22 protein-coding genes are annotated in these 22,693 nt (G+C 67.7%); 10 read left to right on the forward strand and 12 right to left on the reverse strand.

Annotation, left to right across the window (positions count from 1 at the left end; all coding sequences use genetic code 11):
• Positions 1–105 precede the first annotated feature (105 nt).
• From ACSR87_RS03620 to ACSR87_RS03640, 5 genes are read right to left on the reverse strand one after another with little or no spacing between them, the layout of a single operon-like run.
• Positions 106–1,437, reverse strand: a complete 1,332-nt coding sequence (locus tag ACSR87_RS03620) for an ABC transporter ATP-binding protein (protein WP_498529528.1) — start codon at positions 1,435–1,437, stop codon at positions 106–108.
• Positions 1,430–2,620, reverse strand: a complete 1,191-nt coding sequence (locus ACSR87_RS03625; RefSeq protein WP_498529529.1) for an ABC transporter ATP-binding protein — start codon at positions 2,618–2,620, stop codon at positions 1,430–1,432. The genes ACSR87_RS03620 and ACSR87_RS03625 overlap by 8 nt, the downstream gene beginning before the upstream one ends.
• A gap of 1 nt (position 2,621) precedes the next feature.
• Positions 2,622–3,686 carry an ABC transporter permease gene (locus ACSR87_RS03630; protein WP_008575652.1) on the reverse strand — a complete coding sequence of 355 codons (1,065 nt, stop codon included), beginning with the start codon at positions 3,684–3,686 and terminating at the stop codon, positions 2,622–2,624.
• A gap of 6 nt (positions 3,687–3,692) precedes the next feature.
• A complete protein-coding gene (locus ACSR87_RS03635) occupies positions 3,693–4,691 on the reverse strand; it encodes an ABC transporter permease (protein ID WP_498529530.1) in 999 nt (332 codons plus the stop codon).
• Between the two features lie 3 nt (positions 4,692–4,694).
• On the reverse strand, positions 4,695–6,275 hold the full coding sequence (locus ACSR87_RS03640; RefSeq protein ID WP_498529531.1) for an ABC transporter substrate-binding protein: 1,581 nt from the start codon (positions 6,273–6,275) through the stop codon (positions 4,695–4,697).
• Between the two features lie 219 nt (positions 6,276–6,494).
• On the opposite strand from ACSR87_RS03640, the gene ACSR87_RS03645 reads away from it, so the two are divergent.
• Positions 6,495–7,133, forward strand: coding sequence for a ribonuclease H family protein (locus tag ACSR87_RS03645; RefSeq protein WP_498529532.1), 639 nt, complete (start codon positions 6,495–6,497; stop codon positions 7,131–7,133).
• A 178-nt stretch (positions 7,134–7,311) separates the two neighbouring features.
• Positions 7,312–8,001: a hypothetical protein gene (locus ACSR87_RS03650; protein ID WP_498529533.1), complete on the forward strand. Its 690-nt coding sequence runs from the start codon at positions 7,312–7,314 to the stop codon at positions 7,999–8,001.
• Positions 8,002–8,274: 273 nt separating this feature from the next.
• On the opposite strand, the gene ACSR87_RS03655 is transcribed toward ACSR87_RS03650, so the two are convergent.
• Together ACSR87_RS03655 and ACSR87_RS03660 are read right to left on the reverse strand one after the other, a co-directional pair.
• Positions 8,275–10,530, reverse strand: coding sequence for an NADP-dependent malic enzyme (locus ACSR87_RS03655; RefSeq protein ID WP_498529534.1), 2,256 nt, complete (start codon positions 10,528–10,530; stop codon positions 8,275–8,277).
• Positions 10,531–10,661: 131 nt separating this feature from the next.
• Positions 10,662–11,768, reverse strand: coding sequence for a M24 family metallopeptidase (locus ACSR87_RS03660; RefSeq protein ID WP_498529535.1), 1,107 nt, complete (start codon positions 11,766–11,768; stop codon positions 10,662–10,664).
• Positions 11,769–12,002: 234 nt separating this feature from the next.
• On the opposite strand from ACSR87_RS03660, the gene ACSR87_RS03665 reads away from it, so the two are divergent.
• The 5 genes from ACSR87_RS03665 (at position 12,003) to ACSR87_RS03685 (ending at position 15,901) form a co-directional block, all read left to right on the forward strand.
• Positions 12,003–12,794: a COX15/CtaA family protein gene (locus tag ACSR87_RS03665; RefSeq protein ID WP_188148678.1), complete on the forward strand. Its 792-nt coding sequence runs from the start codon at positions 12,003–12,005 to the stop codon at positions 12,792–12,794.
• 288 nt (positions 12,795–13,082) lie between these two features.
• A complete protein-coding gene (locus tag ACSR87_RS03670; protein ID WP_498529536.1) occupies positions 13,083–14,000 on the forward strand; it encodes a basic amino acid ABC transporter substrate-binding protein in 918 nt (305 codons plus the stop codon).
• Positions 14,001–14,044: 44 nt separating this feature from the next.
• Positions 14,045–14,875, forward strand: a complete 831-nt coding sequence (locus tag ACSR87_RS03675; RefSeq protein WP_498529537.1) for an amino acid ABC transporter permease — start codon at positions 14,045–14,047, stop codon at positions 14,873–14,875.
• The gene (locus ACSR87_RS03680; RefSeq protein ID WP_498529538.1) at positions 14,872–15,600 is read left to right on the forward strand and encodes an amino acid ABC transporter ATP-binding protein; all 729 of its coding nucleotides are present in this window, start codon (positions 14,872–14,874) and stop codon (positions 15,598–15,600) included. Before ACSR87_RS03675 ends, ACSR87_RS03680 begins: the two co-directional genes overlap by 4 nt.
• 70 nt (positions 15,601–15,670) lie before the next feature.
• Entirely contained in the window at positions 15,671–15,901 is a 231-nt protein-coding gene (locus ACSR87_RS03685) for a DUF8106 domain-containing protein (protein ID WP_498529539.1), read from the forward strand.
• A 49-nt stretch (positions 15,902–15,950) separates the two neighbouring features.
• Here the strand turns inward: ACSR87_RS03685 and ACSR87_RS03690 are convergent, their stop codons facing one another.
• The 3 genes from ACSR87_RS03690 to ACSR87_RS03700 form a co-directional block, all read right to left on the reverse strand.
• Positions 15,951–17,012 carry a zinc-binding dehydrogenase gene (locus tag ACSR87_RS03690; RefSeq protein WP_498529540.1) on the reverse strand — a complete coding sequence of 354 codons (1,062 nt, stop codon included), beginning with the start codon at positions 17,010–17,012 and terminating at the stop codon, positions 15,951–15,953.
• Positions 17,013–17,092: 80 nt separating this feature from the next.
• Positions 17,093–18,556, reverse strand: coding sequence for a replication factor C large subunit (locus ACSR87_RS03695; protein ID WP_498529541.1), 1,464 nt, complete (start codon positions 18,554–18,556; stop codon positions 17,093–17,095).
• 136 nt (positions 18,557–18,692) lie between these two features.
• On the reverse strand, positions 18,693–19,085 hold the full coding sequence (locus ACSR87_RS03700; RefSeq protein WP_498529542.1) for a DUF8058 family membrane protein: 393 nt from the start codon (positions 19,083–19,085) through the stop codon (positions 18,693–18,695).
• Positions 19,086–19,290: 205 nt separating this feature from the next.
• Here ACSR87_RS03700 and ACSR87_RS03705 point away from each other — a divergent pair, with 205 nt between their 5' ends.
• The 3 genes from ACSR87_RS03705 to ACSR87_RS03715 all read left to right on the forward strand — a co-directional run bounded on the left by ACSR87_RS03705 (position 19,291) and on the right by ACSR87_RS03715 (position 21,279).
• Positions 19,291–19,929, forward strand: coding sequence for a GNAT family N-acetyltransferase (locus ACSR87_RS03705; protein WP_498529543.1), 639 nt, complete (start codon positions 19,291–19,293; stop codon positions 19,927–19,929).
• Positions 19,926–20,570, forward strand: coding sequence for a GNAT family N-acetyltransferase (locus ACSR87_RS03710; protein ID WP_498529544.1), 645 nt, complete (start codon positions 19,926–19,928; stop codon positions 20,568–20,570). The genes ACSR87_RS03705 and ACSR87_RS03710 overlap by 4 nt, the downstream gene beginning before the upstream one ends.
• Positions 20,571–20,697: 127 nt before the next feature.
• Complete coding sequence (locus tag ACSR87_RS03715) at positions 20,698–21,279, forward strand: DUF7978 family protein (RefSeq protein ID WP_498529545.1); 582 nt, start codon at positions 20,698–20,700, stop codon at positions 21,277–21,279.
• 48 nt (positions 21,280–21,327) lie between these two features.
• On the opposite strand, the gene ACSR87_RS03720 is transcribed toward ACSR87_RS03715, so the two are convergent.
• Positions 21,328–21,867: a GNAT family N-acetyltransferase gene (locus ACSR87_RS03720; RefSeq protein ID WP_498529546.1), complete on the reverse strand. Its 540-nt coding sequence runs from the start codon at positions 21,865–21,867 to the stop codon at positions 21,328–21,330.
• Between the two features lie 87 nt (positions 21,868–21,954).
• Entirely contained in the window at positions 21,955–22,611 is a 657-nt protein-coding gene (locus tag ACSR87_RS03725; RefSeq protein ID WP_498529547.1) for a metal-dependent hydrolase, read from the reverse strand.
• Positions 22,612–22,693: the final 82 nt, after the last annotated feature.

Consider the following 22,693-nt stretch of genomic DNA (forward strand, 5'->3'; position numbering starts at 1 on the left):
TGGTGCGCCCGGTAGGGGCCTGAACGTTTCGTTACGGGGCGGTTTCGCCGGTGCCGCGAGGGTGGCGTCGGCCGAGGCCAGCACTCGTCGCCCGCTGGACCCGTGTCAGTCGTCGGCCTCGGCGGCCGTGCCGGCGTTCGTCTCGACGACTATCACCTCGTCCGAACCCTCGTAGAGGTGGCAGGCCGCGGGATGCAGCACGTCACCGACGCCGGGGCGTCGCGTCTCACAGGGGCTCTCGAAGCGGTTCCGAAGCGTCTCGCCGGCGCGGTCGACCTCGCCCTCCGCGAGGTGGCCGAGCGCCGTGTCGACGACGCTCGCGACCTCGTCGCGGAGTTCGTCGTCGACGTGTCGCGCGCGGGCCTCCTCGATGAACGCCTCCGTGTCCTCCCGGTCGGGGTCGGCAGCGTCCCAGATATGGTCTTGGTTCACGTCACCGACCGCGAGAGCGTCCCGAAGGTCCATCACGGCGCGGTAGCTCCCCTGTTCGATGGCGAGGTCGTCCGGGGGGATGACCTCCGGACACCGAGTCCGGAAGCGACAGCCGGACGGCGGGTTTCGCGGCGACGGTACGTCACCCGGCAGCGCCTCGACCCGTCGGCCGTGTTCGGCCGTGGAGGGTCGGGGAACGCTCTCCAACAGCGCCTTCGTGTAGGGGTGTTTCGGCGACTCGAACAGGTCGTCGGTCGGACCGAGTTCGACGATGTTGCCGAGGTACATCACGGCGACGCGGTCGCAGATGTGGCGGACGACGGAGAGGTCGTGAGCGATAAACAGATACGTCAGCCCGAACTCCTCCTGCAAATCGTCGAGCAGATTCAACACCTGCGCCTGCACGGACACGTCGAGCGCCGACACCGGCTCGTCGAGGACGATGAACTCCGGTTCGAGCGCGAGCGCGCGAGCGATGCCGACGCGCTGGCGCTGGCCGCCGGAGAACTCGTGGGGGTAGCGGTCGAAGTGGTTCGCTGAGAGGCCGACCCGCTCTAACAGGTCCGTGACCCTGTCGCGCCGCCACTCGCGTTTGGACTCGTCGCCGGCGGACTCGGGAATCCCGTGAATCTTCAGCGGTTCGGCGACGATGTCGCCGACGGTCATCCGCGGGTCGAGACTCGAAAACGGGTCCTGGAAGACGATTTGGGCGTCCCGGCGGAACGTCTTGAGTTCGTCGTCGTCCATCTCGAAGACGTTCTTTCCGTCAAACGTGACCGCGCCGCCGGTCGCCTCACGGAGTCGGAGCAGCGTCTCTCCGGTCGTGGACTTCCCGCAGCCGGATTCGCCGACGAGGCCGAGCGTCTCGCCGCGTTCGACCTCGAAGGAGATGCCGTCGACGGCCTTGACGCTCGTCGGGTCGCGCCCGAGGAGGCTGTCGACGAACGAATCCTGTTCGAAGTAGTACTTCTGGAGGTCCCGAACCGCGAGGAGCGGCTCAGTCATCGGCGCTCACCTCCCCGGCCGCCTCGCCCCCGTCGACCGAATCGACGGCGTCGGCGGGGTCGTACTCCTGTTCGGCGAGGACGCACCGGACGCTGTGTCGGCCGTCCAGTTCGTACTCTGGGATGCGGGTCAGACAGTCGGTCATGGCTTTGGGACACCGGTCGGCGAAGTAACACGCGTCGGGCATCTCCGAGTCGAGCAGGCTCGGGACGTTGCCCGAGATGGGTTCGAGGCGGCCCGAGGGGTCGTCAACGTCCGGAATCGACCCCAACAGTCCCTGCGTGTACGGGTGGACGGGGTCGTCGAAGATGTCGGCGAGGGGGCCGCGCTCGACGACCTCGCCGGCGTACATGACGCCGACGCGGTCGCACATCCGGGCGATGACGCCCAAGTCGTGGGTTATCATCAGGATGCTCATCCCCTCCTGTTCCTGCAAGTCGCGCAGGAGGTTGAGAATCTGCGCCTGAATTGTCACGTCGAGCGCGGTGGTCGGTTCGTCGGCGATGAGTACGTCCGGTTCGCCGGCGAGCGCCTGCGCAATCATCGCGCGCTGGAGCATTCCGCCGGAGAACTGGTGGGGGTACTCCTCGGCGCGGTCCTCGGGGTCGGGGATGCCGACTTGGTCGAGCAGTTCGACCGCGCGGTCCATGCTCTCGTCGTCGACGTAGCTCTTCGAGGGGAGAAGCGAGTCCCTGATGAGCGACGCGAGCCCGTAGCCCTGGGTGCGCGAGCGCGTGCTCCGCGGGTTCGACCGGGCGCGGCGCTGGACCTCGACCGCCTCGGCTATCTGCTCGCCGACGGTTATCGAGGGGTTAAAACTGCTCATCGGGTCCTGAAACACCATGCTGAACGACGGCCCGCGGAGCGACCGGCGGACGCCCTCCGGGAGCCGCCGGATGTCGACGAGGTCGCCGTCGACGGCGTCCGGTTTCGACTTGCGGAACTCCTCGGCGAGGTCGGCGTTGCGGTACCATATCTCGCCTTGGGTCACGCGACCGGGCGACTCGATGAGGTCGATGACCGACAGCGCGGTCACGGACTTGCCGGACCCCGACTCGCCGACGATGCCGAATATCTCGCCGTCTTCGACGTCGAACGAGACGTTTTCGACCGCGTTGACTTGCCCTTCCTCGGTGAAAAACCGGGTTGAGAGGTCGCGGACGCTGAGAATCGTGTCGGCCATCTCAGACGCCCCCCTCCCCTTCGATGCCGGGGTCGAGCGCGTCTCTGAGCCAGTCGCCGACGAGGTTCAGCCCGATGACCGTCACGACGATGGCGAGGCCGGGCATCGTCGAAATCCACCACGCGGTGGACTGGTACTGCCGGCCGAGGGCGATGTCGAAGCCCCACGACACGTCGGCCCCGGAGAAGCCGAGGAACGACAGCGCCGATTCGAGCAGGATGATGGCGGCCACCTGAATCGTCGCCAGCACGAGGATGGGCGTGATGGCGTTGGGGAGGACGTGTCTGAGCACGGTCCGCCCGTCGCTCGCGCCGAGCGCCTTCGCGGCTTTCACGTACTCCTCCTCGCGGATGGAGAGCGCCTCGCCGCGGGCGACGCGGGCGAACCACACCCAGTTGACGAGCGCGACGACGACGATGACCGTCCCCGGGAGGACGACCGTTCCCGGCATTCCCGTCGGTAACCCGACCGCCGAGCGGAACGCCGGGGCGAGCCCGGTGGCGACGAACGGGTCGGGGATTGGCGCTTGCGCCTGCCCCCAGACGCCCACGAGGGCGATTGCGAGGACGAGCGAGGGGAACGCGAGCATGATGTCCGCGCTCCGCATCAGCACGTCGTCCACGCGGCCGCGATAGAACCCCGCCGACAGCCCGACGAGGACGCCGATGAGCGCCGCGAGCGACGTGCCGAACAGGCCGACGAGGATGGACGTTCTCGCGCCGTAGATGATGCGCGAGAGGATGTCCCGCCCGTTGCCGTCGGTGCCGAGCGGGTGGGCGAGCGTCGCGTTCGTGTAGACGGTCTGCGTCTCGGTGACGACCTGCCCGTCTTCGATGACGACGCTCCCGTTTTCCATCTGCGTCACCTCTCTGGTCTCCGTCGTGCTGAATCCGAGCGGCGGTTGCCGGGCGTTGTCGAGGTCCTGTTGAGACGGGCTATACGGCGAGATAAACGGGGCAAAAATGGCCATCGCCACCATGAGGACGACGACGACGATGCCGAGTTTCGCGAGGAGACTCCGTCTGAGTTCCCGGCGAAGGTTTCTGCGTGTGCGTTCCGATATCATAGAGCGTTAATCGTAGGCCACCTGCGGGTTGACGTAGGCGTACAGGGCGTCAACGAGGATGTTCACGAGGACGAACCCGACCGCGACGACGATGAGCGAGCCCTGTAAGACCGGCCAGTCGCGGGCGTTGATGCTGTTGATGATGAGCGACCCGAGTCCCGGCCACGCGAAGACGGCCTCCGTGATGACGGCCCCACCGATGAGGGTGCCGAGCTGGAGTCCGATGACGGTGATGACCGGGATGAGCGTGTTCCGAAGCGCGTGCTTGTAGCGGACCAGCGTCTCCGGGAGCCCCTTCGCCCGCGTCGCGCGGACGTAGGTCTGTCCGAGTTGGTCGAGCATTCCGCTGCGGGTGAGCCGCGTGATGAGCGCGGTGAAGTACGTCCCGAGCGTGATTGCGGGGAGCGTGATATGCCACAGCCACGTCCCGAAGCCGCGTATCGCCGCGCCCACGTCGCCGCCGGCGAGAAGCACCGCGACGCCGTCGAGGCCGATGGGGCGCTGACTGGTCGGGAACGCGTCCAACTGCACCGCGAGCACGAGGATGAGCATCACGCCCAGCCAGAAGTTTGGCGTGCTGATGCCGACCAGCGAGAACACGGTCGCGCCGTAGTCCGCCGGCTCGTGACGCCGCGTGGCAGAGAGGACGCCGAGCGGAATCGCGATGACGACGGCGACGACTGTCGCCGCGATGGCGAGTTCCAGCGTCGCCGGGAGCCTCGCCACGACGCGGGCCGAAACCGGCGTCCGGGTGACGAGCGACAGGCCGAGGTCACCGAACGGGATGCCCGAGATGAACTCCCAATACTGCACGTACAGGGGCTCGTTCAGCCCGAGTTCGGCGATGACCTGCGCTCTGACCTCCGGGTCGACATCGGGCGGCAACAGCACGTTCGCCGGGTCCCCCGGCGAGATGAACCGGAGGCCGAAGACGACCGTGATGACCCCCCAGATGACGAACAGCCCCTGGAGCGAGCGTTTGATGAGGAACCTCGACAGCGACATCGACTACTGCTGGCTCATCGCGTACGCGTCGATGCGCTCGTCGGAGCGGGCCTCCCACGCGATGGCGTCGTTGACGCCGTAGACGCTGTACTGCTGGTTCAGGAATATCCACGGGCACTGCTCGTGGGCCATCGCGTTCGCCTCCTGGAGGGTCGCCTCGCGCTCCTCGCCGGACTGGTTGCCGGCCTGTTCGAGCAGCGCGTCGAACTCCTCGTTTTGCCACGTCGTGAGCGTCCCGTCGGAGGAGAGAAGCGCCTCCATGACGAGGCCGCCGTCGAACGTCGCCTCGCCCCAGCCGATGAGGAACCACGGCGGACGGGCCTCGATACTGCCCGCGAGCAGTTCGTCGACGAGCGAGCCGAAGTCGCGCTGGCGGACCGTCGCCGTGACGTTCGGGAGTTCGTCGATGTAGCCCGCGACCGCCTGCGCCACTTCGAGGTCCTTCAGGTAGCGGCCGACCGGCGTGTGAAGCTCGATTTCCGCGCCGGCGTAGCCGGAGTCTTCGACCAGCTGTTCGGCTTGGTCCGGGTCGTACGGGTAGGGGTCGAGGTCGGGGTTGTGCCCGACGAACTCGGGGAGGGTGGGCTGGCCCGTCTGCGTGCCGAAGCCCTCAAGGACGTTCTGGACGATACTTTCGAGGTCGATTGCGTAGTTCATCGCCTGCCGGAACTCCATCGAGTCGAACGGCTCAACGTCGTAGCGCATCCCGTTGTAGATGATGCGGGTCGACGGGGACGCGGCGACGCGGGCGTTGTCGGAGTTAGTGACGCGCTGGACCTCCTGCGGCGGGACGTTGACGACGAGGTCCGTCTCGCCCTGCAAGAGTTGGTTGACGCGCGTGCTGGCCTCGGACGCGGCGCGGAAGGTGAGCGTGTCGACCGCCGCGGGCTCTCGCCAGTAGTCCTCGTACGCCGTGAGGACGACCTCCTCGTCTTCGGTGTACGAGTCGAGTTGGAACGGCCCCGTACCGTTCATGTGCTGACTGATGTACGCCTTGTCGTTCTCCTCGACCCACGACCGCTGCATCACGTCGAGGTAGGTCGCGAACTCGGAGAACACGATGGGGTTGAGAGACGCGTTGTTGACCCTGACGGCGTTCTCGCCCTCGATGACCTCCGCGCCGGAGACGCCGGCGAGTTGGTCGCTCTGCGGGCTGGCGAAGCCGACCTCCTCGTCGACGACGCGGTTGATGCTGTACGCGACGTCTTCGGGGGTGAGTTCGTCGCCGTTGTGGAACGTGACGCCCTCGCGGAGGTCGAAGCGGACCGCGTTCTCCCCGTCGATGCGCTCGTAGTTCGTCGCGAGCGCGGTCTGAATCGACCCCGCCGCGTCGCGGGTCAACACGCCCTCGTACGCGTGGAGGACGACGATATCCGTCGACGTCTCGCGGTGGTCTTGGGGGTCGAGGCCGGAGGGCATCTGGCCCTGCGTGATAGTCACGTCGAACGAACCGCTGTCCTCGGTCGTCGTCTCGGCGGTCTCCGTCTCGTCTCCGCCGGTCGTCGTCTCCGTGGTCTCCGACTCCTCCCCGCCGTTACCGGTACAGCCCGCGAGCGCCGCTGCCGCCGCCGCGCCGCCTGCCAACTTAATGTATGAACGCCGACTAGTATGCGAAGTGTTGTCAGCCATCGAAGGCACATTGAGTTGACCGTTCTTATATCCATTGCCTGTCCCCCGACTTCGTATAGCGTTCTGAGAATATATTACAGATAGTTATCCCGCTGAGGCATCGACTTCTGACACGGGTGCATCGCCCCCCAGATACGGGGTACGTTTATTACGACCCATCTCCGAAACGTTCGTATGGCCGTGACCGGCCGTCCCACACTTCGGGACTTGTTCGACGAGTCGCCGACGCCTCACATCGCACACCCGCCGCGCACGCATCAACGGCACTTCTACGTCGCGACGGACGGGTCGTATCGCCCGAACGGCGGTGGACTCGGTGCGGTGATAGAGACCCGCGACGGCGAGCGAGTCGCCCGTATCGCACTCCCTGACGTGCCGCCGGACAACAACGTCTCGGAGTATCGCGCACTTCACCTCGGACTGGACGTGCTCGCCCATCGCGCGCCGCCCGGCGCTCGGGTCGGCGTCCTCGTCGACCACGACGACCTCGCCGCGAACGTCAACAACGCCGTCCTCGCCGGCGACCACCCCGACTGGAAGTCACCGAAGCGAATCGTCGTCCCCGCCGGCAGCGAACACCACTGGCGGGGGATTCAGGCCCGTATCGCCGGCTTCGGAGAGCTTCGCGCCGCGCGAATCGACAGCCGAGAGAACCCCGCACACCCGCTGGCGAACGCGCCGAACGAGTACGAACACGTCAACCGGCGGGCAGACCGCTGCGTGCTTCCCGAACCCCCGGAGTTCGAAGCCGACTCCGGCACCGACGTGAGCTACCTCCCGCCCTCGCGGTTCGAAGGGCGCGCGAGCGACTGAACGCAGGCCGTCGCCGACGACCCCCTGTTCGCCCCGTCCATCGAGTGGGCCGCCGAGCGCGAGCAGTCCCACCGGAGCGTCGCCGTTCCGGGCCGCTACCATCGGGGCGACCGTCCCGTCGCCGGCCGGTCACTTCTCCATCAAAAAGTTGACAACACGGAGCGACGACGCCGGACGTATGGACCCCGCGGAGACCGTCGGCGCGTTCGACCCTCGGAGACGCGGGCTCTCGCCGCTCGGTGCGACCGCGCGCCGCCACGCGCGCCGACTGGTCATCACCGCACTCTTGACGGCCGTCGTCGTCGTCGCCGCCGTCCGCGACCCGGGGCTCCTCTCACCGACCGCCGGTGTTTCGACAACTGTCGTCGGCGTCGTCGGCCCGAACTTTCTCGTCCGGCTCGAACTGGGCGCGCTCGCCGGCGCTCTCGCCGCCGGCGTCTCGCTCGTCGCCCTCGTCGACCGTGACCCGGCGGTCGACCTCCGCGCCGCCTCGGGGTGGCTCGCACTCGCCGCCGCGGGCTTCCTCGTCGGAACCGTCGCCGCGCGGCAGTTCGCGCCGGGCCTCGTCGACGTGCTGGTCGGCTGGGGCCGCGTCGCGGCCGACTCCCGCCAGTCGGCGCTCGAACTCGAACTGTTCTTCCCGGTCGCGGTCGGCGGCGGCGCGGCCGTCGCCCCGCTTCTGCTCGGGTTACGCCGCGCCGGCGCGCTCTCGCGGCGACTCGCCGGGCGGACGAGAGGGCTGTCGCTCCTCTGTCTCGTCGCCTTCGCCGCGTGCTTCTCGCCGCCGGATTCGACGACGTTCGCGCTCTACGCGACCCCGCCGGCGGTCGGGCTGGGCGTCGCCGTCGCGTGGGCCGAGTTCGGGTAGGGATTCGAAGAAAAACCGACGGCGAACTTCGCGTTACTCTTCCTGCGCGTCCACGACCACCTTTTTTCGGTTCGGGTTCGCTCCGCTCACCCTCTCCGCAAAAAGCTGGGCCAAAAAACCCCTCGCTCCGCTCGGGTCCGTTACTCTTCCTGCGCGTCTACGACCGCTGTCGCCGCCAGATCGAACGACCACCTTTTTGCGGTTCGGGGTCGCTCCGCTCGCCCTCTCCGCAAAAAGCTGGACCAAAAAAAGCCCTCGCTCCGCTCGGGTCCGTTACTCTTCCTGCGCGTCCACGACCGCCGTCGCCGCCAGATTGACGATGTCTTTGACCTCGTCGCCGCGCTGGAGGACGTGGACGGGTTTGTCCATGCCGACGAGCATCGGGCCGATGGCCTCCGCGCCGCCGAGCCGCTGGAGCAGTTTGTAGCCGATGTTACCCGCTTCGAGGTTCGGGAACACGAGGACGTTCGCGGGGCCGTCGAGCTCAGCGAAGTCGTAGGTTCCTTCGAGGATGTCCTCGACGAGGGCGGTGTCGGCCTGCATCTCGCCGTCGACCGGGAAGTCGACCTCGGGGTCGTCCTGCAGGAGCGCCGCGGCGTCGCGGGGCTTTCGCGTGCCCTCGTTCGTGACGCTCCCGAAGTTGGAGTACGAGAGCAGCGCCGCCCGAGGCTCGACGTTGAACTGACGGGCGAGGTCCGCGGTGTGCTTCGTAATCTCCGCGAGAACCTCCTCGTCGGGGTCGAGGTTGACCGTCGTGTCGGCGCAGAAGACGACGCGGTTCTTGAACGTCATCATGTAGACGCCGGCGGCGTAGTCGGCGTCGTCGGCCGTGCCGATAATCTGGAGCGGCGGGCGCAGCGCCGACGGGTAGTGGTGCGTGAGGCCGGTCAGCATCGCGTCCGCGTCACCGACTTCGACCATCACGCTGGCGAAGTAGTTCGAGTCGCGGCGGACGAGCTCCTCGGCTTCGGAGCTCGTGACGCCCTTCCGCTGTCGAAGCTCGTAGAGACGGTCGACGTAGTGGTCCCACTCGCCGTCGCGGGGGTTGGCGATAGTCGGGTCGAAGTCGAGACCCAGCTCTTCGGCCTTGCGCAGAATCGTCGTCGTCTCTCCGACGAGGATGGGTTCGGCGATGCCCTCCTCCTGCATCTGGTAGGCGGCGCGAATCATCTTCTCGTCTTCGCCCTCCGCGAGGGCGACCCGCTTGGGGTTCGACTTCGCCTTGTTGAGGACGACGCGCATCATCTCGCGGGACTTCCCGAGGCGGGCTTCGAGGCGCTCGCGGTACGCGTTCATGTCGAGGCGCTCGCGGGCCGCGCCGGAGGTCATCGCCGCCTGCGCGACCGCGGGGGCGACTTCGAACAGCACGCGGGGGTCCAACGGTTTGGGGATGACGTAGTCGGCACCGAACTGGAGCGGGTGGTCGCCGTAGGCCTTGACGACCGCGTCGGGCACGTCCTGTCGGGCGAGTTCAGCGAGCGCCTCGGCGGCCGCGCGCTTCATCGCCTCGTTGATTTCGGTCGCGCGCACGTCGAGCGCGCCGCGGAAGATGAAGGGGAACCCGAGCACGTTGTTCACCTGATTCGGGTAGTCAGAGCGGCCCGTGGCCATGATGACGGTGTCCTCGCGGGCCTCCTTCGCGTCCTCGTAGGTGATTTCGGGGTCCGGGTTCGCCATGGCGAAGATGACCGGGTTGTCGGCCATCGACCGCACCATCTCCTGACTGACGATGCCGCCGACCGAGAGCCCCGCGAGCACGTCCGCACCCTCCATCGCGTCCGACAGCGAGCCCTCGTCGACCGGCTTGGCGAACTCGGCTTTGTACTTGTTCACGTCGCCGTCCTCGACGCGCGACTCGGTGATGATGCCCGAGGAGTCGCACATCGTGATGTTCTCCTTTTTCGCGCCGAGGGAGACGTAGAACCGCGCCGTCGCGAGCGCGGACGCGCCCGCCCCCGAAAAGACGATGTCGAGTTCGTCGAGGTCCTTGTCCACGATGTCGGCGGCGTTCAAAAGCGCCGCCCCGGAGATGATGGCCGTGCCGTGCTGGTCGTCGTGGAACACGGGGATATCCATCTGCTCGCGGAGCTGTCGTTCGATTTCGAAGCACTCCGGGGCCTTGATGTCCTCCAAGTTGATGCCGCCGAACGTCGGCTCCATCGCCTTCGTCGCCGCCACGAAGTCGTCCACGTCGGCGATGTCGAGTTCGACGTCGAACACGTCGATGTCGGCAAAGCGCTTGAACAGCACGCCCTTGCCCTCCATCACCGGCTTCGACGCCTGCGCCCCGATGTCCCCCAGCCCGAGGACGGCGGAGCCGTTGGAAACGACGCCGACCAGATTACCCTTCGCGGTGTACTCGTAGGCGGCGTTCTCGTCCTCCGCGATGTCGCGGCACGGCGCGGCCACGCCCGGCGAGTACGCCAGACTCAGGTCGCGCTGGGTGTTCGTCGGCTTCGTCGTCGCAATCTCGATTTTTCCGGGCGGGTCCTGTCTGTGATATTCCCGTGAGTCGTCGTCCAGTCCCATGAACCACACGTCCTCACGCAGGGGGCAAAAAGCTATTCAACAACGTCGAATTTTGACTTCGACAATAGTCGAACCTCCGGCGGACGGCGGCGAGGTCGCGGCGACGAATCGACGCTGCCCCGCTCGAAAAATTACTCCGGTTCGATGTGAAGAATTTCCGGCCGTTCGAGTTCGATTGTCTCGTCGGCGTCGGTCACGGTTTGGGTCGGCCAGCGGCCGGTCGCGGTCAGCGGTTCGACGCCGCCTTCGGTGACGAGCGCGGTGCCCTCGCTTTTCGCCCCCTGAATGGTCGGGTTGTAGGCGTAGCCCATCGGCGCGCGGACTTCGTCGTCGGCGTCGGGCGTGGCGAACCACTCGCGGCCCGCGAATCCGGCCGCGCCGCCCTGATGGTGGTTCAGCCACTCTTCGGACTCCCCGACCGCGTCGTAGGCGTCGCGGATGGCGTCGAACACGTCGCCCGCGGTGCCGCCCTCGACGGCCGCTTTTCGGGTCGCCGCAAGCGCCTCTGTCTCGACCTGCATCGCCCCCTCGTGGCGGTTTTCGAGCCACTCGGGCGCGTCGAACGCGACGGTCCGCGTGCAACTCGCGTAGAGGCCGCCGCGCTGAGCCGTCACCGAGACGAGCGCGTAGTCACCGAGTTCCTCCTGTTTGGGCGTGTAGTGGCGGTAGTTCTGGGCGCGTCGTCCGCCCCCGACGAGCACGACCGGCGCTTCGATACCCATCGCGCTGAGCGTGACTTTCAGACCGGAGGCGACCTCGTGTTCGGTGTCGCCCGGCGCGAGTTCGCGACAGACCCGCTCGACCGCGCTCGCCGCGTCGCGGCCGAGTTCGCGGTAGGCCTCGATGTCGGCGTCGGAAAGCGGCTGGCGGACCGCCGAGGCATCCACGTCAGCGAAGCCGGGCACGTCGAAGTCGGCGGCGGCGGGGGTCGGTGAGACCGACTCGACGCCGGACGCCAGCGAGCCCTCGTACCACTGGAAGCGGTGGACGCGAACGTCCTCGTGGGGCAGTTCCTCGTGGAGCAGGCGGGTCGCTTCGATGTTGTCAGTCACGACGTGGAACTCGTCGCCGTCGTAGCCCGCGGCGGCGACGCCCAACGGCGAGTCGCGGTCGACGACGTTGTCGCCGCCGAGGAGCCACGCGAAGGAGTTCGGTCGGGCGAACCAGACCGCTTCGAGGTCGCGGTCTGCGAGATACGCGTCGAGTCGGTCCGCTCGGGAGTCGAGTCGCTCGTCCATGTTCGCGCGTCCAACCGAATCGACTTGAATGGGACGGCTCGGACGACCCGAGCGGACCGGTCCAACGCGACCGAGGCGAACTGGTCCGATACGAGCCAAGCGGCCGGGCCTGTCGTGCGAGGAGATAGCACGGAGACTTCTTCGAGGACCATACCGACGAGATATAAGTTCGCGCGGTCCTGACCCACGCGTATGACACCTCGGCTTCGCCGCCTCCTCGCGGGGGCCGCCGCGATGACCGGCGTCCTGATGGTCCTCGGCGTGTACACCGCCGCCGCGGGCGCGGGTCTCACCTGCGCCGGGCGCTGGCCGTTCTGCGACGGCTTCCTCGGCCTGTTCCCGGCCAACTGGGGCAGCTTCCTCGAATGGTTCCACCGCCTCGTCGCCATGCTCACCGGCTTCCTCATCCTCGGGACGACCGTACAGGCGTGGCGCGAGGGCGTCGCGAAAGGCGTCCGCTACGCGCTCGTCGTCGCCACGGTCATCCTCCCGTTCCAAATCGTCCTCGGGGCGCTCACCGTCACCGAGTACGAGTGGGTCATCCTCACCGCCCACTACGTGGTCGCAACCTCCATCTTCACCGCCGTCGTCGCCGCCGCCGCGTGGGGACTCGTCGACCGCGGCGTCCCCCGCATCGCCGACGCGGTCAGGCTCGCGCTCGTCGGCGCGCCCGTCATGCTCGTCCTCGCACCCCACGCGTTCGTCTCCTTCGGCCCGACGACGCAGGCCGTCTACTACGTCGTCGGCCTCGCCACCTACGCCGCGCTCCTCGCCGTCACGCTCTGGGCGAACGCCGCCCACGGCCCGCGGGCGGACGCCTACGGCCGACTCAGGTTCGTCACCGCGCCCGCGAGCGTCGTGGTCGTCGCGCTCCTCATCGCCGGCCGGCAGGTGTACGGGCCGGTGCTCGAACTCGCCCACCTCGGCGGAACCGTCCTCGCGCTCGTCCTCGTCGTCGGCGCGGCGGTCCTCGTCCGCGGCGGCCTCCCCGTGCCGCAGGCTGGCGAGTTGAACGACGCCGACTGACGACGGGTATCGGCGCGCCTCACTGCTCCTCGCGGCTCCTCGCGGTCACTCTTTGGGCAGCTCGGTTGGTTCCGTCGGCAACGGTTCCGCCGTCGACCCCAGCAGAGACAACATCACACGTAATAGTTGTAGATTAATCCGAGAAAACGATAGTGTAGTGAAGATTTTTCAGTTAGACATATATCTCACCTATCCACACAATTTCCGGATATTTTTCGTCAATATCGATACGAATTGAGGAGCGGACCGAAGAAGTGTTATATGGTGCTGTGCTACCTGAGGGCTGTTATGGAACGTCGCACCTTTCTGAAGGGCTCCGCCGGAGCCGCGGCCGCGTTCACGCTGGCCGGCTGTCTCGGCGGCGGCGAAGGCGAGAGTGGATCGACCGAGACGACCGAGTCCGAAACCACCGAATCGACCGAATCGGCCGAGACGACCGAGGCCGAAACTACCGAGTCCGGCGAGGCGAGCGAGATGCCCGAGATGATCACTATCGGTTCGGACATCCCGTACCGTCCGTTCGAGTACGAGACGCCCGAAGGCGACCTCACCGGGTTCGACGTCGACATCGCAGAGGCCGTCTTCGAGGGTCAACTCGGCATCGACTACGAGTTCAAGCCGACGAGCTTCGACTCCATAATCCCCTCGCTGAACAACAACAACTTCCGCATCATCATGTCCGCGATGACCATCAACGACCAACGCGCGCAGGAGGTCGACTTCTCGGACCCCTACTTCACCGCGTACCAGACGGTCATCGTCCGGCAGGACAGCGACATCCAGTCCAGAGAGGACCTCCGCGGGACGACCGTCGGCGTCCAGAAGGGCACCACCGGCGCCGACGCCGCCCAGGAGTTACAGGAGGAGTTCGACGGCGAACTGGAACTCAACCAGTACGACCAGGTCACCGGCGCGTTCCAGGCCCTCGTCAACGGGCAGGTCGTCGCCGTCATCAACGACAACACCGTCAACGCGGAGTTCGTTAACAACCAAGGCGAAGGAGAGGTCCGCTTCCTCCAAGGCGAGGGCGCGGCCGCCGAGTCCGGCGAGAACGCTCCCGACTACCTCACGCTCTCCGTCGAGAACTACGGGATCGCGTTCCGTCAGGAAGACGACGAGTTCCGCCAGCGGGTGAACGAGGCGCTCGCCGCTATCAAGGAGAACGGGACGTACGACGAGATATACGCCGAGTACTTCGAGGGCTGAACGCGGCCTCCTTTTTTTATCGACTGACAGAGACACTCGAACTCATGGCAGACACATACTCAGGGGCGACCGCCGAAGATGGCGACCGCGGGAGCGGCGGGTTCATCGACGACACGAGCCTGAAGTGGCTCGGCGTGGGGCTGTCGAGTCTGTTCGCGCTCGCCGTCTTGGCGCTCGTCGCCTACATCGTCGCCACGCAGGTCGACTTCGCGCTGATGCGGACCATCCTTCCGCAGTTCGTTGATGCGTACCTCTTGGTGCTCCAAATCGTCGTCATCGGCGGTATCCTCTCGGTGACCGCCGGCGTGTTCGTCGGCCTCGCGCGCGTCTCGAAGACGGCGATAACGAACGGCATTGCGACGGCGTACGTCCAGTTCTTCCGCGGGACGCCGCTTCTTTTCCAGATATTCGTTATCTACTTCGGCATCCCGACGCTGTGGCCGGGGACGTTCCCGGTACAGAACTGGGGGTTCCCGACGGCCATCATCGCGCTGACGCTGAACCACGCCGCCTACGTCGGCGAGGCGGTCCGCGGTGGTATCGGGGCCGTCCCTGACGGGCAGATGGAGGCGGCCCGGTCGCTCGGCATGGGCTACATCCAGGGAATGCGCGAGGTGGTCGTCCCGCAGGCGTGGCGCAACGCCCTCGCGGCCATCGGTAACGACCAGGTCATCCTCGTGAAGGACACCTCGCTGCTCACCATCATCGCCATCCCCGAACTGATGCAGGCGTTCCGGAGCGTCAACAGCGCGACGTTCGACCCGTGGACGCCGCTCGTCCTCGTCGCCATCGCGTACCTCTCGATCACGCTGCCGCTGATGCGACTCGTGACCTACTTGGAGGAGCGCTCCGACTGGGGAGGTGACCGCCGATGAGTCTCCTCGAATTCGACGGGGTTGACAAGTACTTCGGCGAGACGCACGTCCTGAAGGACATCGACCTGAACGTCGAGGAGGGCGAAGTGTGCGTCGTCATCGGTCCCTCGGGGTCCGGGAAGTCGACGCTGCTCCGCTGTGCGAACCGCCTCGAAGAGATTCAGGGCGGGGAGATTCGCCTCGAAGGCCAGTCCATCTCCGCCGAGGACGCGGACATCAACCGCCTGCGCCAGCGCATCGGCATGGTGTTCCAGAGCTTCAACCTCTTTCCCCACAAGACGGCGCGGGAGAACGTGACGCTCGCGCCGACGAAAGTGAAAGGGCTCAAGAAAGGAGACGCCACGCGCCGCGCCGACGACCTACTCGACCGCGTCGGCCTCGGCGCGCAGTCGAACTCCTACCCGAACCAACTGTCCGGCGGCCAGCAACAGCGCGTCGCCATCGCTCGCGCGCTCGCGATGGACCCCCACGTGATGCTGTTCGACGAGGTCACGAGCGCCCTCGACCCCGAACTCGTCGGGGAGGTGCTCGACGTGATGCACGACCTCGCAGAGGAGGGGATGACGATGCTCGTCGTCACCCACGAGATGGGGTTCGCCCGCGAGGTCGGGGACCGCATCGTCCTCATGGCCGACGGCGAGGTCGTCGAGGACTCGCCGCCCGAAGTGTTCTTCGAGAACCCGAAGACCGACCGCGGCAAGCAGTTCCTCTCGAAGCTGCTCTGAGCCGGGGTAGCCGGGCACACACCCGGAATCTTCCAACAAGCTTATCCCCCGAAACGCCGCTTCCTGCGGCATGAACTACGTTCCCCGCGAATTCAGTCACGAGCCGCCCGATAGCGAACGCACCAAAGCCGTCCTCTTCTGTCAGACCTGCGGCCGCGCCGCCGGCATCGACGAGTGGCCCGAACGGACGCGCGGCGGCCGCACGGTCCGACTCGACTGCCCGGACTGCGGCGCGGTCGTCTGGCGCGGGCTGGATGATGAGGCCTCTGAAGAGCGTCGAGCGCCGACGCCGACACCCTGACCCGGTACCGAGCCGAGTCAACGAGCGTCCGAACCGCCCAACCCCGATTTTACGGAACCATCACTTCGACGCCGACGGTGTCGTAGTCGGTCATCGCGGCCAGTCGCTCGGGCACCTCGTCGAGCGAGACGGTCTTCGTCACGAGCGACCCGGGGTCGACCGCGTCCGACGCGAGCAGCGAGAGCAGGTCGTCGGCGTTCGTCGGCGGCATCCCGCGCGCGCCGAGGAACGACACCTCGTGTCTCGTCATCCAGTCGGTCGGCAGCGACACGTTCCCCTTTTCGGCCTCGGTCGTCAGGCCGACCTGTACGTGCGAGCCCCGCGGCCGGACCGAACGAACCGAGTTCCGGCAGGTCTCCGCGACGCCGAGCGCGTCGAGCGAGACGTGCGCCCCGCCGTCGGTCAGCCCGCGGATGGCGTCCACCGGGTCCTCCGCGGAGCCGTCGACGACCGCGTCAGCGCCGAGGTCGGCCGCGGCGTCGAGCGCGGACTCGCGCACGTCGACCGCGACGACGCGCGCGCCGAGGACGTTCGCCACCTGAATCGCCGAGAGGCCGACGCCGCCGCAGCCGTGGACGGCGACCCACTGACCGGCGCGGAGGCCGGCCCGGGCGTCGAGGGCGTTGTAGGCCGTCATGAACCGACAGCCGAGCGCGGCCACGTCGGTCGGAGAGACGCTCTCGGGGAGTCGAATCGCGTTGTAATCGGCAGACGGGAGATGTACCAACTCCGCGAACGCGCCCTGCGCGGCGGGTTCGAAGCCGAGGGCGTGGGGGTGGTCGCCCGTACAGACGTTGCCGTGGCCGGTCCGGCAGTAGCCGCACGAACCGCAGGCGAGGTTGAACGGCAAGGCGACGCGGTCGCCCTCCCGAATCGTCTCGACGCGGTCGCCGGCCTCGACGACGCGGCCGGCGGGCTCGTGGCCGAGAATCTGCCCGGACGGGACCGCGTCGTCGGCCCACTCGCCGTGGCCCATCCACGAGTGCCAGTCGCTCCGGCAGATACCGCAGGCCTCGACTTCGACGACGACGCCGTCGGCGTCACACGTCGGGTCGGGTACTTCCGTCACGTCGAGCGGTTCACCGTGTTCGCGGAGGACTGCGGCTCTCATACGCGCGGTTCGTCGGGCGGCCCCAAAAACCCCCGCGTGGCGTCAATCGCGGGCGGCGGAAACGCGGCGTTCGGCCCCGCTCAGAAGAAGTCGTCGAGGCCGGACTGCCCGTCGTCGGTCGAGGCGTCGTCCTCGTCGCTGTCGCCCGACTCGTCGGCGTCGGTGTCCCGGTCGAGCACGTCGTCGGAGCCGCCACCGTCGCCGTCGGCGGCCGCGGCGTCGCCCTCGACGGAGACGTCTTCCATGCCGGCGAACGCGCCGGCGGCGTGTTCCTCGACCAGTTCCTCGCGGAGTTCGCCCGCGTCCTCGACGATTGACTGGACCTTGTTCGTCGTCTCGCCGCTCCCGGTGACGAAAGAGACGTGGGACTCGTCGAACTCGTAGTAGGCGGCCATGGCGACGGTCAGTTCGCGGGGCTTGCAGTGGTGGGTGATGGCCGAGAGGTACGGCAGGACCTCGCGACGGGCGGTCGCCATGCTGAAGCCGCCGTTCTGCGCGATTTTTCGGACGACCGTGTCGCGGGTCTTGTCGCGGGTCGAGCGGTAGGGCGCGCCGCCGTAGCGGGTCCACCCGCCGCGGGTTCGGTCGCGGGAGGCCGCGACGCCGGCGGCGAGGTTGTCGGTCGCGTAGCGCCAGTAGGAGTAGTTCTGCGTGGCGCGCACGCGGCCGAGCCAGCGGTCGGCGTTGGCGAGGAAGTCGTAGGCGCGGGCGAGTTCGTCGGGTTCGTAGACGAGCGACACCTTGTCCTCGACCCACTTCGTGAGGTCGTCCGGCGTCTCGTCCACGTCGTAGGCGGTGTACAGCGCGTCCTGCGCGGACTCCTCTTTGAGGACGGCGTCGAGGAACTCGAACAGGCCGACGGAGCGGTCGCGGTCGCCCATGACCACGTCCTCTTCGGTGATTTTCTCGCGGCCCTCGGCGATGGCCTGGAGGTCGTTGACGGCCGACCGCAGGTCGCCGCTGTTCATCTCGGCGATGCGGTCGAGCGCGTCGGACTCGAACTCCAACCCCTCCTTGCGGCAGATGTCGCGGAGGACGGGGACGATAGAGCGGGCGGACACGTCGCGGAACTCGATTTCCTGACAGGCGTTCCGAAGCCCGCGGCTCATGTCGTAGAACTCGTTTGCGATGAGGACGATGGGCTGGCTCGACGACTTGACGAGGCGGGTGACGGCGCTGGCCCCGCCGCGGTCGTAGTTGCCGTGGATGTTGTCGGCTTCGTCGAGGATGACCAACTGCCGGGTGGACGTGCCCGCGGAGGAGCCGGCGAGCGTCGCGTTCTTCGCGGCGCGGCCGGCGAAGCGTTCGATGACGTCGCCGGTCCGCTGGTCCGACGCGTTCAACTCGACCGTCTCCCAGCCCATGTCGGCGGCGAGCGCGTGGGCCGCGGAGGTCTTTCCGATGCCCGGGCTCCCGTGGACGACGACGGCCTCCCGGTGGTCGTCCCACGTCTTGGCCCACTCCGCGAGGGCGTCGCGGGCCTTGTTGTTGCCGCGGACCTCGGAGAGCGTCGATGGGCGGTACTTCTCCGTCCAGTCTACCATTACCGGAAGGAGGACCGAGGCGCGTTTAGTGGTTGCGGAGCGCCGCGCGCCGGTCGGACGCTCCACCGGAAGCGCCCGAACTACCGGGGCGGCTCACCGGCTCAGGCGCCCCACCGCGCCGTCTCACCGCGCCACCTCACCACGCCGACCGCCGCGCCCGGTTCCGGGCGTCGAGGAGCGACCAGCCGAGCGCCGCCAGCGTGGCGAGGCAGACGACGAACAGCGCCACGACGACGCCGACCCGCCCGACGCCGGCGTAGTAGCCGGCGCTGTCGATGACGCCGGCGAAAAGCAGGCCGAAGGCGACGAGACTGAGCGGCCGCGCCCACAACTGGCTTCGAACGAGTCCCACGCCCGTCGCCAGAAGCGACACGCCGGTCAGACCGCCCAACACGAGCGACGCGAACAGCGAAAACGGGTCGGTCCGCGGTTCCATCACCGGACCACCGTCGACGGTCAGCACCCAGATGGCCAGCGTCACGGCTCCCATGACGAGCGCGTAGCCGCCCACCGTTCGCTCCCAGTCCATCTCGTTGCACTCCGTTCCGTCCTCGCTAGACGCGCTCCCGCCACAAATACGCATCTCCGGGTTCTCGCGCGGGAGAACGTGTGTGCGCCCGGAACGTGTTCGAATCCGACGGGTTCGAGAGCGGCGACCGCCCCGGACGTGTTCCACGCAATCATATGTCAATGTTCAGAAAACTTATTAGCGCCCTCCGAGTGGACTCCGTTCCATGTTCCCCGACGAAATCGTCACCCCGCGGCTCAGGCTCCGCGCCCTGTCGCGGGCGGTCGTCGACCCGTTGGACGCCTACGAGCAGTTCGCCGCCTCGCGGTCTGACACCATCGAGGAGGAGACCGAGTTCGTCACGTGGAGCCCCCACGAGACGCCCAAGGAGACGCTGGAGTTCCTCGAACAGGCCGAGGAGGGCCACGAATCCGCGGAAAACGCTATCTACGCCGTCTTCCCGCGCGAGGGCGAGGACGGCGCGGGCGAATTCGCCGGCACCGCCGGCTTCAACCCCGAGTGGGACAAGCGCCGGGCCGTCTTCGGGATGTGGCTCCGCAAGGAGTTCTGGGGCCGCGGCTACTCCGGCGAGCGCGCGGCCGCGTTCTTCGCCGCGGTCTTCGACGTGCTCGACCTCGACGTGGCGCTCGCGTACGCCATGCCCGAAAACGAGGCGTCCTGCCGCGCCATCCAGAAGTACACCGACCGCTTCGGCGGGCAGGAAGACGGCCTGTTCCCCAACGAGACCGTCGGCGGCGACGGAACCCCGCGCGACGTTCGCGGCTGGTCCGTGACCCGCGAGCAGTGGGAAGACGCGACGAGCGGCGACTACGACGCCGAGTTCCGCTGGGAGGGCCGTGAGTGAGCGACCTCTACCCCGCGGTCGTCGAGACGCCGCGGCTCAGGCTGGTTTCCCGCCGCCCGAAGCACGTCGGCGTTCACGAGGCCTACGGCCTCTGTTCAGCCCCCGAGATGGACGACGTGACCCGGTACATGCCGTGGTCGCGCCACGAGACGCCGAACGTGACGAAGGACTTTCTCGACCGCGGGGAGTCGAGTTGGTCCGACGCGGAGAGCGCCGACTACGCGATTATCCCGCGCGAGGGCGAAACTGGCGCGGGCGAGATTGCGGGGTTCGGCGGCCTCCACACCGAGTGGGACCGCCGCGTCGGAGAACTCGGCCTGTGGCTCCGCCCGCGCTACTGGGGCCGCGGCTACTCCGGCGAGCGCGCCGCGGCGCTGGCGGCGCTCGCGTTCGACGTACTCGACCTCGAAGTCGTCTCGGTGTCGCACGTCGCGGCGAACGGGAAGTCCCAGCGCGCTATCGAGAAGTACATGGCGGCGCTCGGCGGCGGCCGCGACGGTCGCGAGCGAAACAGCATCGTCATCGACGGCGAGCCGGCCGACGAACTCCGCTACAGCGTCTCCCGCCGGGATTGGCTGGCGACGAGCGGCGACTACGACGCCGAGTTCCGCTGGGAACTCGACCCAGACGACGTTCGCTGAGTCGCGCTCTTCCGCACCGCTGCTCGTCGGGACGACTCGCGGCCTCCCTCGCCACATCGTACCGCGAGACACCCACGCACGGCGGCCACGAGACATTTACGGGAGAACGACAATCGGTTCCGACACGATGTCAACGACACCCGAATCGACGCCCGGTTCCACACCATCGACGCTTCGGTCGGTCGGCAGCGGCGGCGTCGCCGGTTTCGGGGCGGCCCTGTTCGGCTACCTCGTGACCTACCTGCTTTCCTCCTCGACCATCGAGAACTCGACGGCCAGTCAGGTGCTCGAAGCCCTCGGCTCCGACATCTCGACGTGGAAGGTCGTCGGTTGGGTGTTCATGAGCGCCCACGGCGTGACGACCCGGTTCCCCGGCCTGTTCGGAACGACCTCCAGCGCGAACCTCATCGAAGGCGTCGAGGCGTTCTCGCCGGTGCTCTACGTCGTGCCCGTGGTCGCGCTGCTCGCTGCGGGCGCGCTCGCGGCCGTCGTCAGCGGCGCGTCCTCGACGCGGGATGGCGCGCTGGCCGGCGCGGGAACCACGGTCGGCTACCTCGTCTTCGCGCTCGCCGGTATCGCGCTTTTCACCGTCTCCGTCGGCGACGCGGCCGTCAGCCCCGACCCGGTCACGTCAGCGCTCCTCGCGGGCGTCGCATACCCCGCCGTTCTCGGTACCGTCGGCGGCGTCGCAGCCACGGCGCTCCGGTAGGCGACGGCGTCCACTCGCTCGGTTCATCGGTTCCGCGCTGTTTCCGACTCAGAGGTCGCGCGCGACCAGCTCGCCCCAGCGGTCGAAGCCGTAGCGCTCGTAGAACGCCCGCGCCCGACCGTTCGCCTCGTCCACGTCGAGGACGATTCGGTCCAAGGGCAGGTCCTGCGAGCGCGCGTGGTCCAACACAGCGTCCATGAGTTCGTCGGCGGCGCCCGTGCCGCGGTAGTCGGCGTCGAGAAACAGTTCGTTGAGCACGGCCGCGTCCCAGATGAACGTCATCTCCTCGGGGAGCACGAAGGCGTAGCCGACGAGCGTTGCATCCTCGCTCTTGCCGCTCTGTCCGCCGTCCGACACCGCTTCGGCAACGACGACGCAGCCGGGGTCGTCGGTCGCACAGCGCTCGACCCACGAGAGATATCGCTCGCGGTAGTCGTCCGTGAGTTTCGCCTCGTACGTCGAAAGCTTGTCGTCGCCGCCGGTCCCCGCGCCGAGACCGAGTTCGAATCCGCGTTTCAGTTCCCAGAACGCGGCCGCATCGCCCGGTTCGTACGGTCGCACCTCGACGCCGTCCGGTGTCTCGCTCATGCACGCGGATGGGTCGCCGTCGGTTATGAACGCTCGGAGTCGCGGCCGCGTTCCCGGCTCACCCCAATTCGGCGTCGGCTCACCCCGTCACTCAGCCGGTTCGCCCGCCGGCCCACGAAGCCGCTCCGACAGGAGCCGTCCGCCGACTACGCCCGCCCCGAGCACGACGAGCATCAGTTCCGTCCCCGACGAAGCGAGCGGGGCGACCCGCTCGACGTTCTCGGGTTCCGCGCCCGGCGACGGGTCGACCACGGTGCTGTAATGGAGCGTCTCCGTCGTCGGCGGCGGCGACGCGGGCCGTAGCTCGACGAACGTCTGGACGAACCCGCGCGTGCTCGACCACTCGGCGCGCCCGCTAATCGAGTAGAACGCGTCGTGAAGCGGGTAGAAGGCGTTGACGCCGTTGGTGAACAGGTCGGGGAAGATGCCGCCGCAGAGGAGCGCAGCGACGCCGACCCACGCGACTGCGACCCCCCGAGCGCCCCAGCGACCGCGAATCGCGGAACGTTCGGGGTCCCGCATCCGCGTGTCGTAGGCCACGAGCGCGGCGAGCGCGAACGGGAGCAACAGCGTGTGGAGGAGCGCGCGGTGGCTCCCGGGCAGGAGCGTGCTGGTGAACGAATCGAGGTCGGGAACCGCGGCGGCGACGAGCGCGACGCCGACCGACCGGGCGTCGAACCAGCGACCGAGGAGGGCGGCACCGACGAGTCCGCCGACGGCGACGTGGACGAGGGTCGATGGCATACCGCGTAGTGGTCGGCCGACGACCTTCAGAGTTCTCACGGGGTTCGTCACGCGACGACTACCACTTTCGACATCCTTTTGC

It is taken from the genome of Haloferax sp. SDI50, assembly GCF_059802635.1.

What these genes read in the sequence shown, in the direction of transcription:
- ACSR87_RS03620 (WP_498529528.1), bottom strand. Translation starts at nt 1,437, where the DNA reads ATGACTGAGCCGCTCCTCGCGGTTCGGGACCTCCAGAAGTACTACTTC.
- ACSR87_RS03625 (WP_498529529.1), bottom strand. Translation starts at nt 2,620, where the DNA reads ATGGCCGACACGATTCTCAGCGTCCGCGACCTCTCAACCCGGTTTTTC.
- ACSR87_RS03630 (WP_008575652.1), bottom strand. Translation starts at nt 3,686, where the DNA reads ATGATATCGGAACGCACACGCAGAAACCTTCGCCGGGAACTCAGACGG.
- ACSR87_RS03635 (WP_498529530.1), bottom strand. Translation starts at nt 4,691, where the DNA reads ATGTCGCTGTCGAGGTTCCTCATCAAACGCTCGCTCCAGGGGCTGTTC.
- ACSR87_RS03645 (WP_498529532.1), top strand. Translation starts at nt 6,495, where the DNA reads ATGGCCGTGACCGGCCGTCCCACACTTCGGGACTTGTTCGACGAGTCG.
- ACSR87_RS03650 (WP_498529533.1), top strand. Translation starts at nt 7,312, where the DNA reads ATGGACCCCGCGGAGACCGTCGGCGCGTTCGACCCTCGGAGACGCGGG.
- ACSR87_RS03655 (WP_498529534.1), bottom strand. Translation starts at nt 10,530, where the DNA reads ATGGGACTGGACGACGACTCACGGGAATATCACAGACAGGACCCGCCC.
- ACSR87_RS03660 (WP_498529535.1), bottom strand. Translation starts at nt 11,768, where the DNA reads ATGGACGAGCGACTCGACTCCCGAGCGGACCGACTCGACGCGTATCTC.
- ACSR87_RS03665 (WP_188148678.1), top strand. Translation starts at nt 12,003, where the DNA reads ATGACCGGCGTCCTGATGGTCCTCGGCGTGTACACCGCCGCCGCGGGC.
- ACSR87_RS03670 (WP_498529536.1), top strand. Translation starts at nt 13,083, where the DNA reads ATGGAACGTCGCACCTTTCTGAAGGGCTCCGCCGGAGCCGCGGCCGCG.
- ACSR87_RS03675 (WP_498529537.1), top strand. Translation starts at nt 14,045, where the DNA reads ATGGCAGACACATACTCAGGGGCGACCGCCGAAGATGGCGACCGCGGG.
- ACSR87_RS03680 (WP_498529538.1), top strand. Translation starts at nt 14,872, where the DNA reads ATGAGTCTCCTCGAATTCGACGGGGTTGACAAGTACTTCGGCGAGACG.
- ACSR87_RS03685 (WP_498529539.1), top strand. Translation starts at nt 15,671, where the DNA reads ATGAACTACGTTCCCCGCGAATTCAGTCACGAGCCGCCCGATAGCGAA.
- ACSR87_RS03690 (WP_498529540.1), bottom strand. Translation starts at nt 17,012, where the DNA reads ATGAGAGCCGCAGTCCTCCGCGAACACGGTGAACCGCTCGACGTGACG.
- ACSR87_RS03695 (WP_498529541.1), bottom strand. Translation starts at nt 18,556, where the DNA reads ATGGTAGACTGGACGGAGAAGTACCGCCCATCGACGCTCTCCGAGGTC.
- ACSR87_RS03700 (WP_498529542.1), bottom strand. Translation starts at nt 19,085, where the DNA reads ATGGACTGGGAGCGAACGGTGGGCGGCTACGCGCTCGTCATGGGAGCC.
- ACSR87_RS03705 (WP_498529543.1), top strand. Translation starts at nt 19,291, where the DNA reads ATGTTCCCCGACGAAATCGTCACCCCGCGGCTCAGGCTCCGCGCCCTG.
- ACSR87_RS03715 (WP_498529545.1), top strand. Translation starts at nt 20,698, where the DNA reads ATGTCAACGACACCCGAATCGACGCCCGGTTCCACACCATCGACGCTT.
- ACSR87_RS03720 (WP_498529546.1), bottom strand. Translation starts at nt 21,867, where the DNA reads ATGAGCGAGACACCGGACGGCGTCGAGGTGCGACCGTACGAACCGGGC.
- ACSR87_RS03725 (WP_498529547.1), bottom strand. Translation starts at nt 22,611, where the DNA reads ATGCCATCGACCCTCGTCCACGTCGCCGTCGGCGGACTCGTCGGTGCC.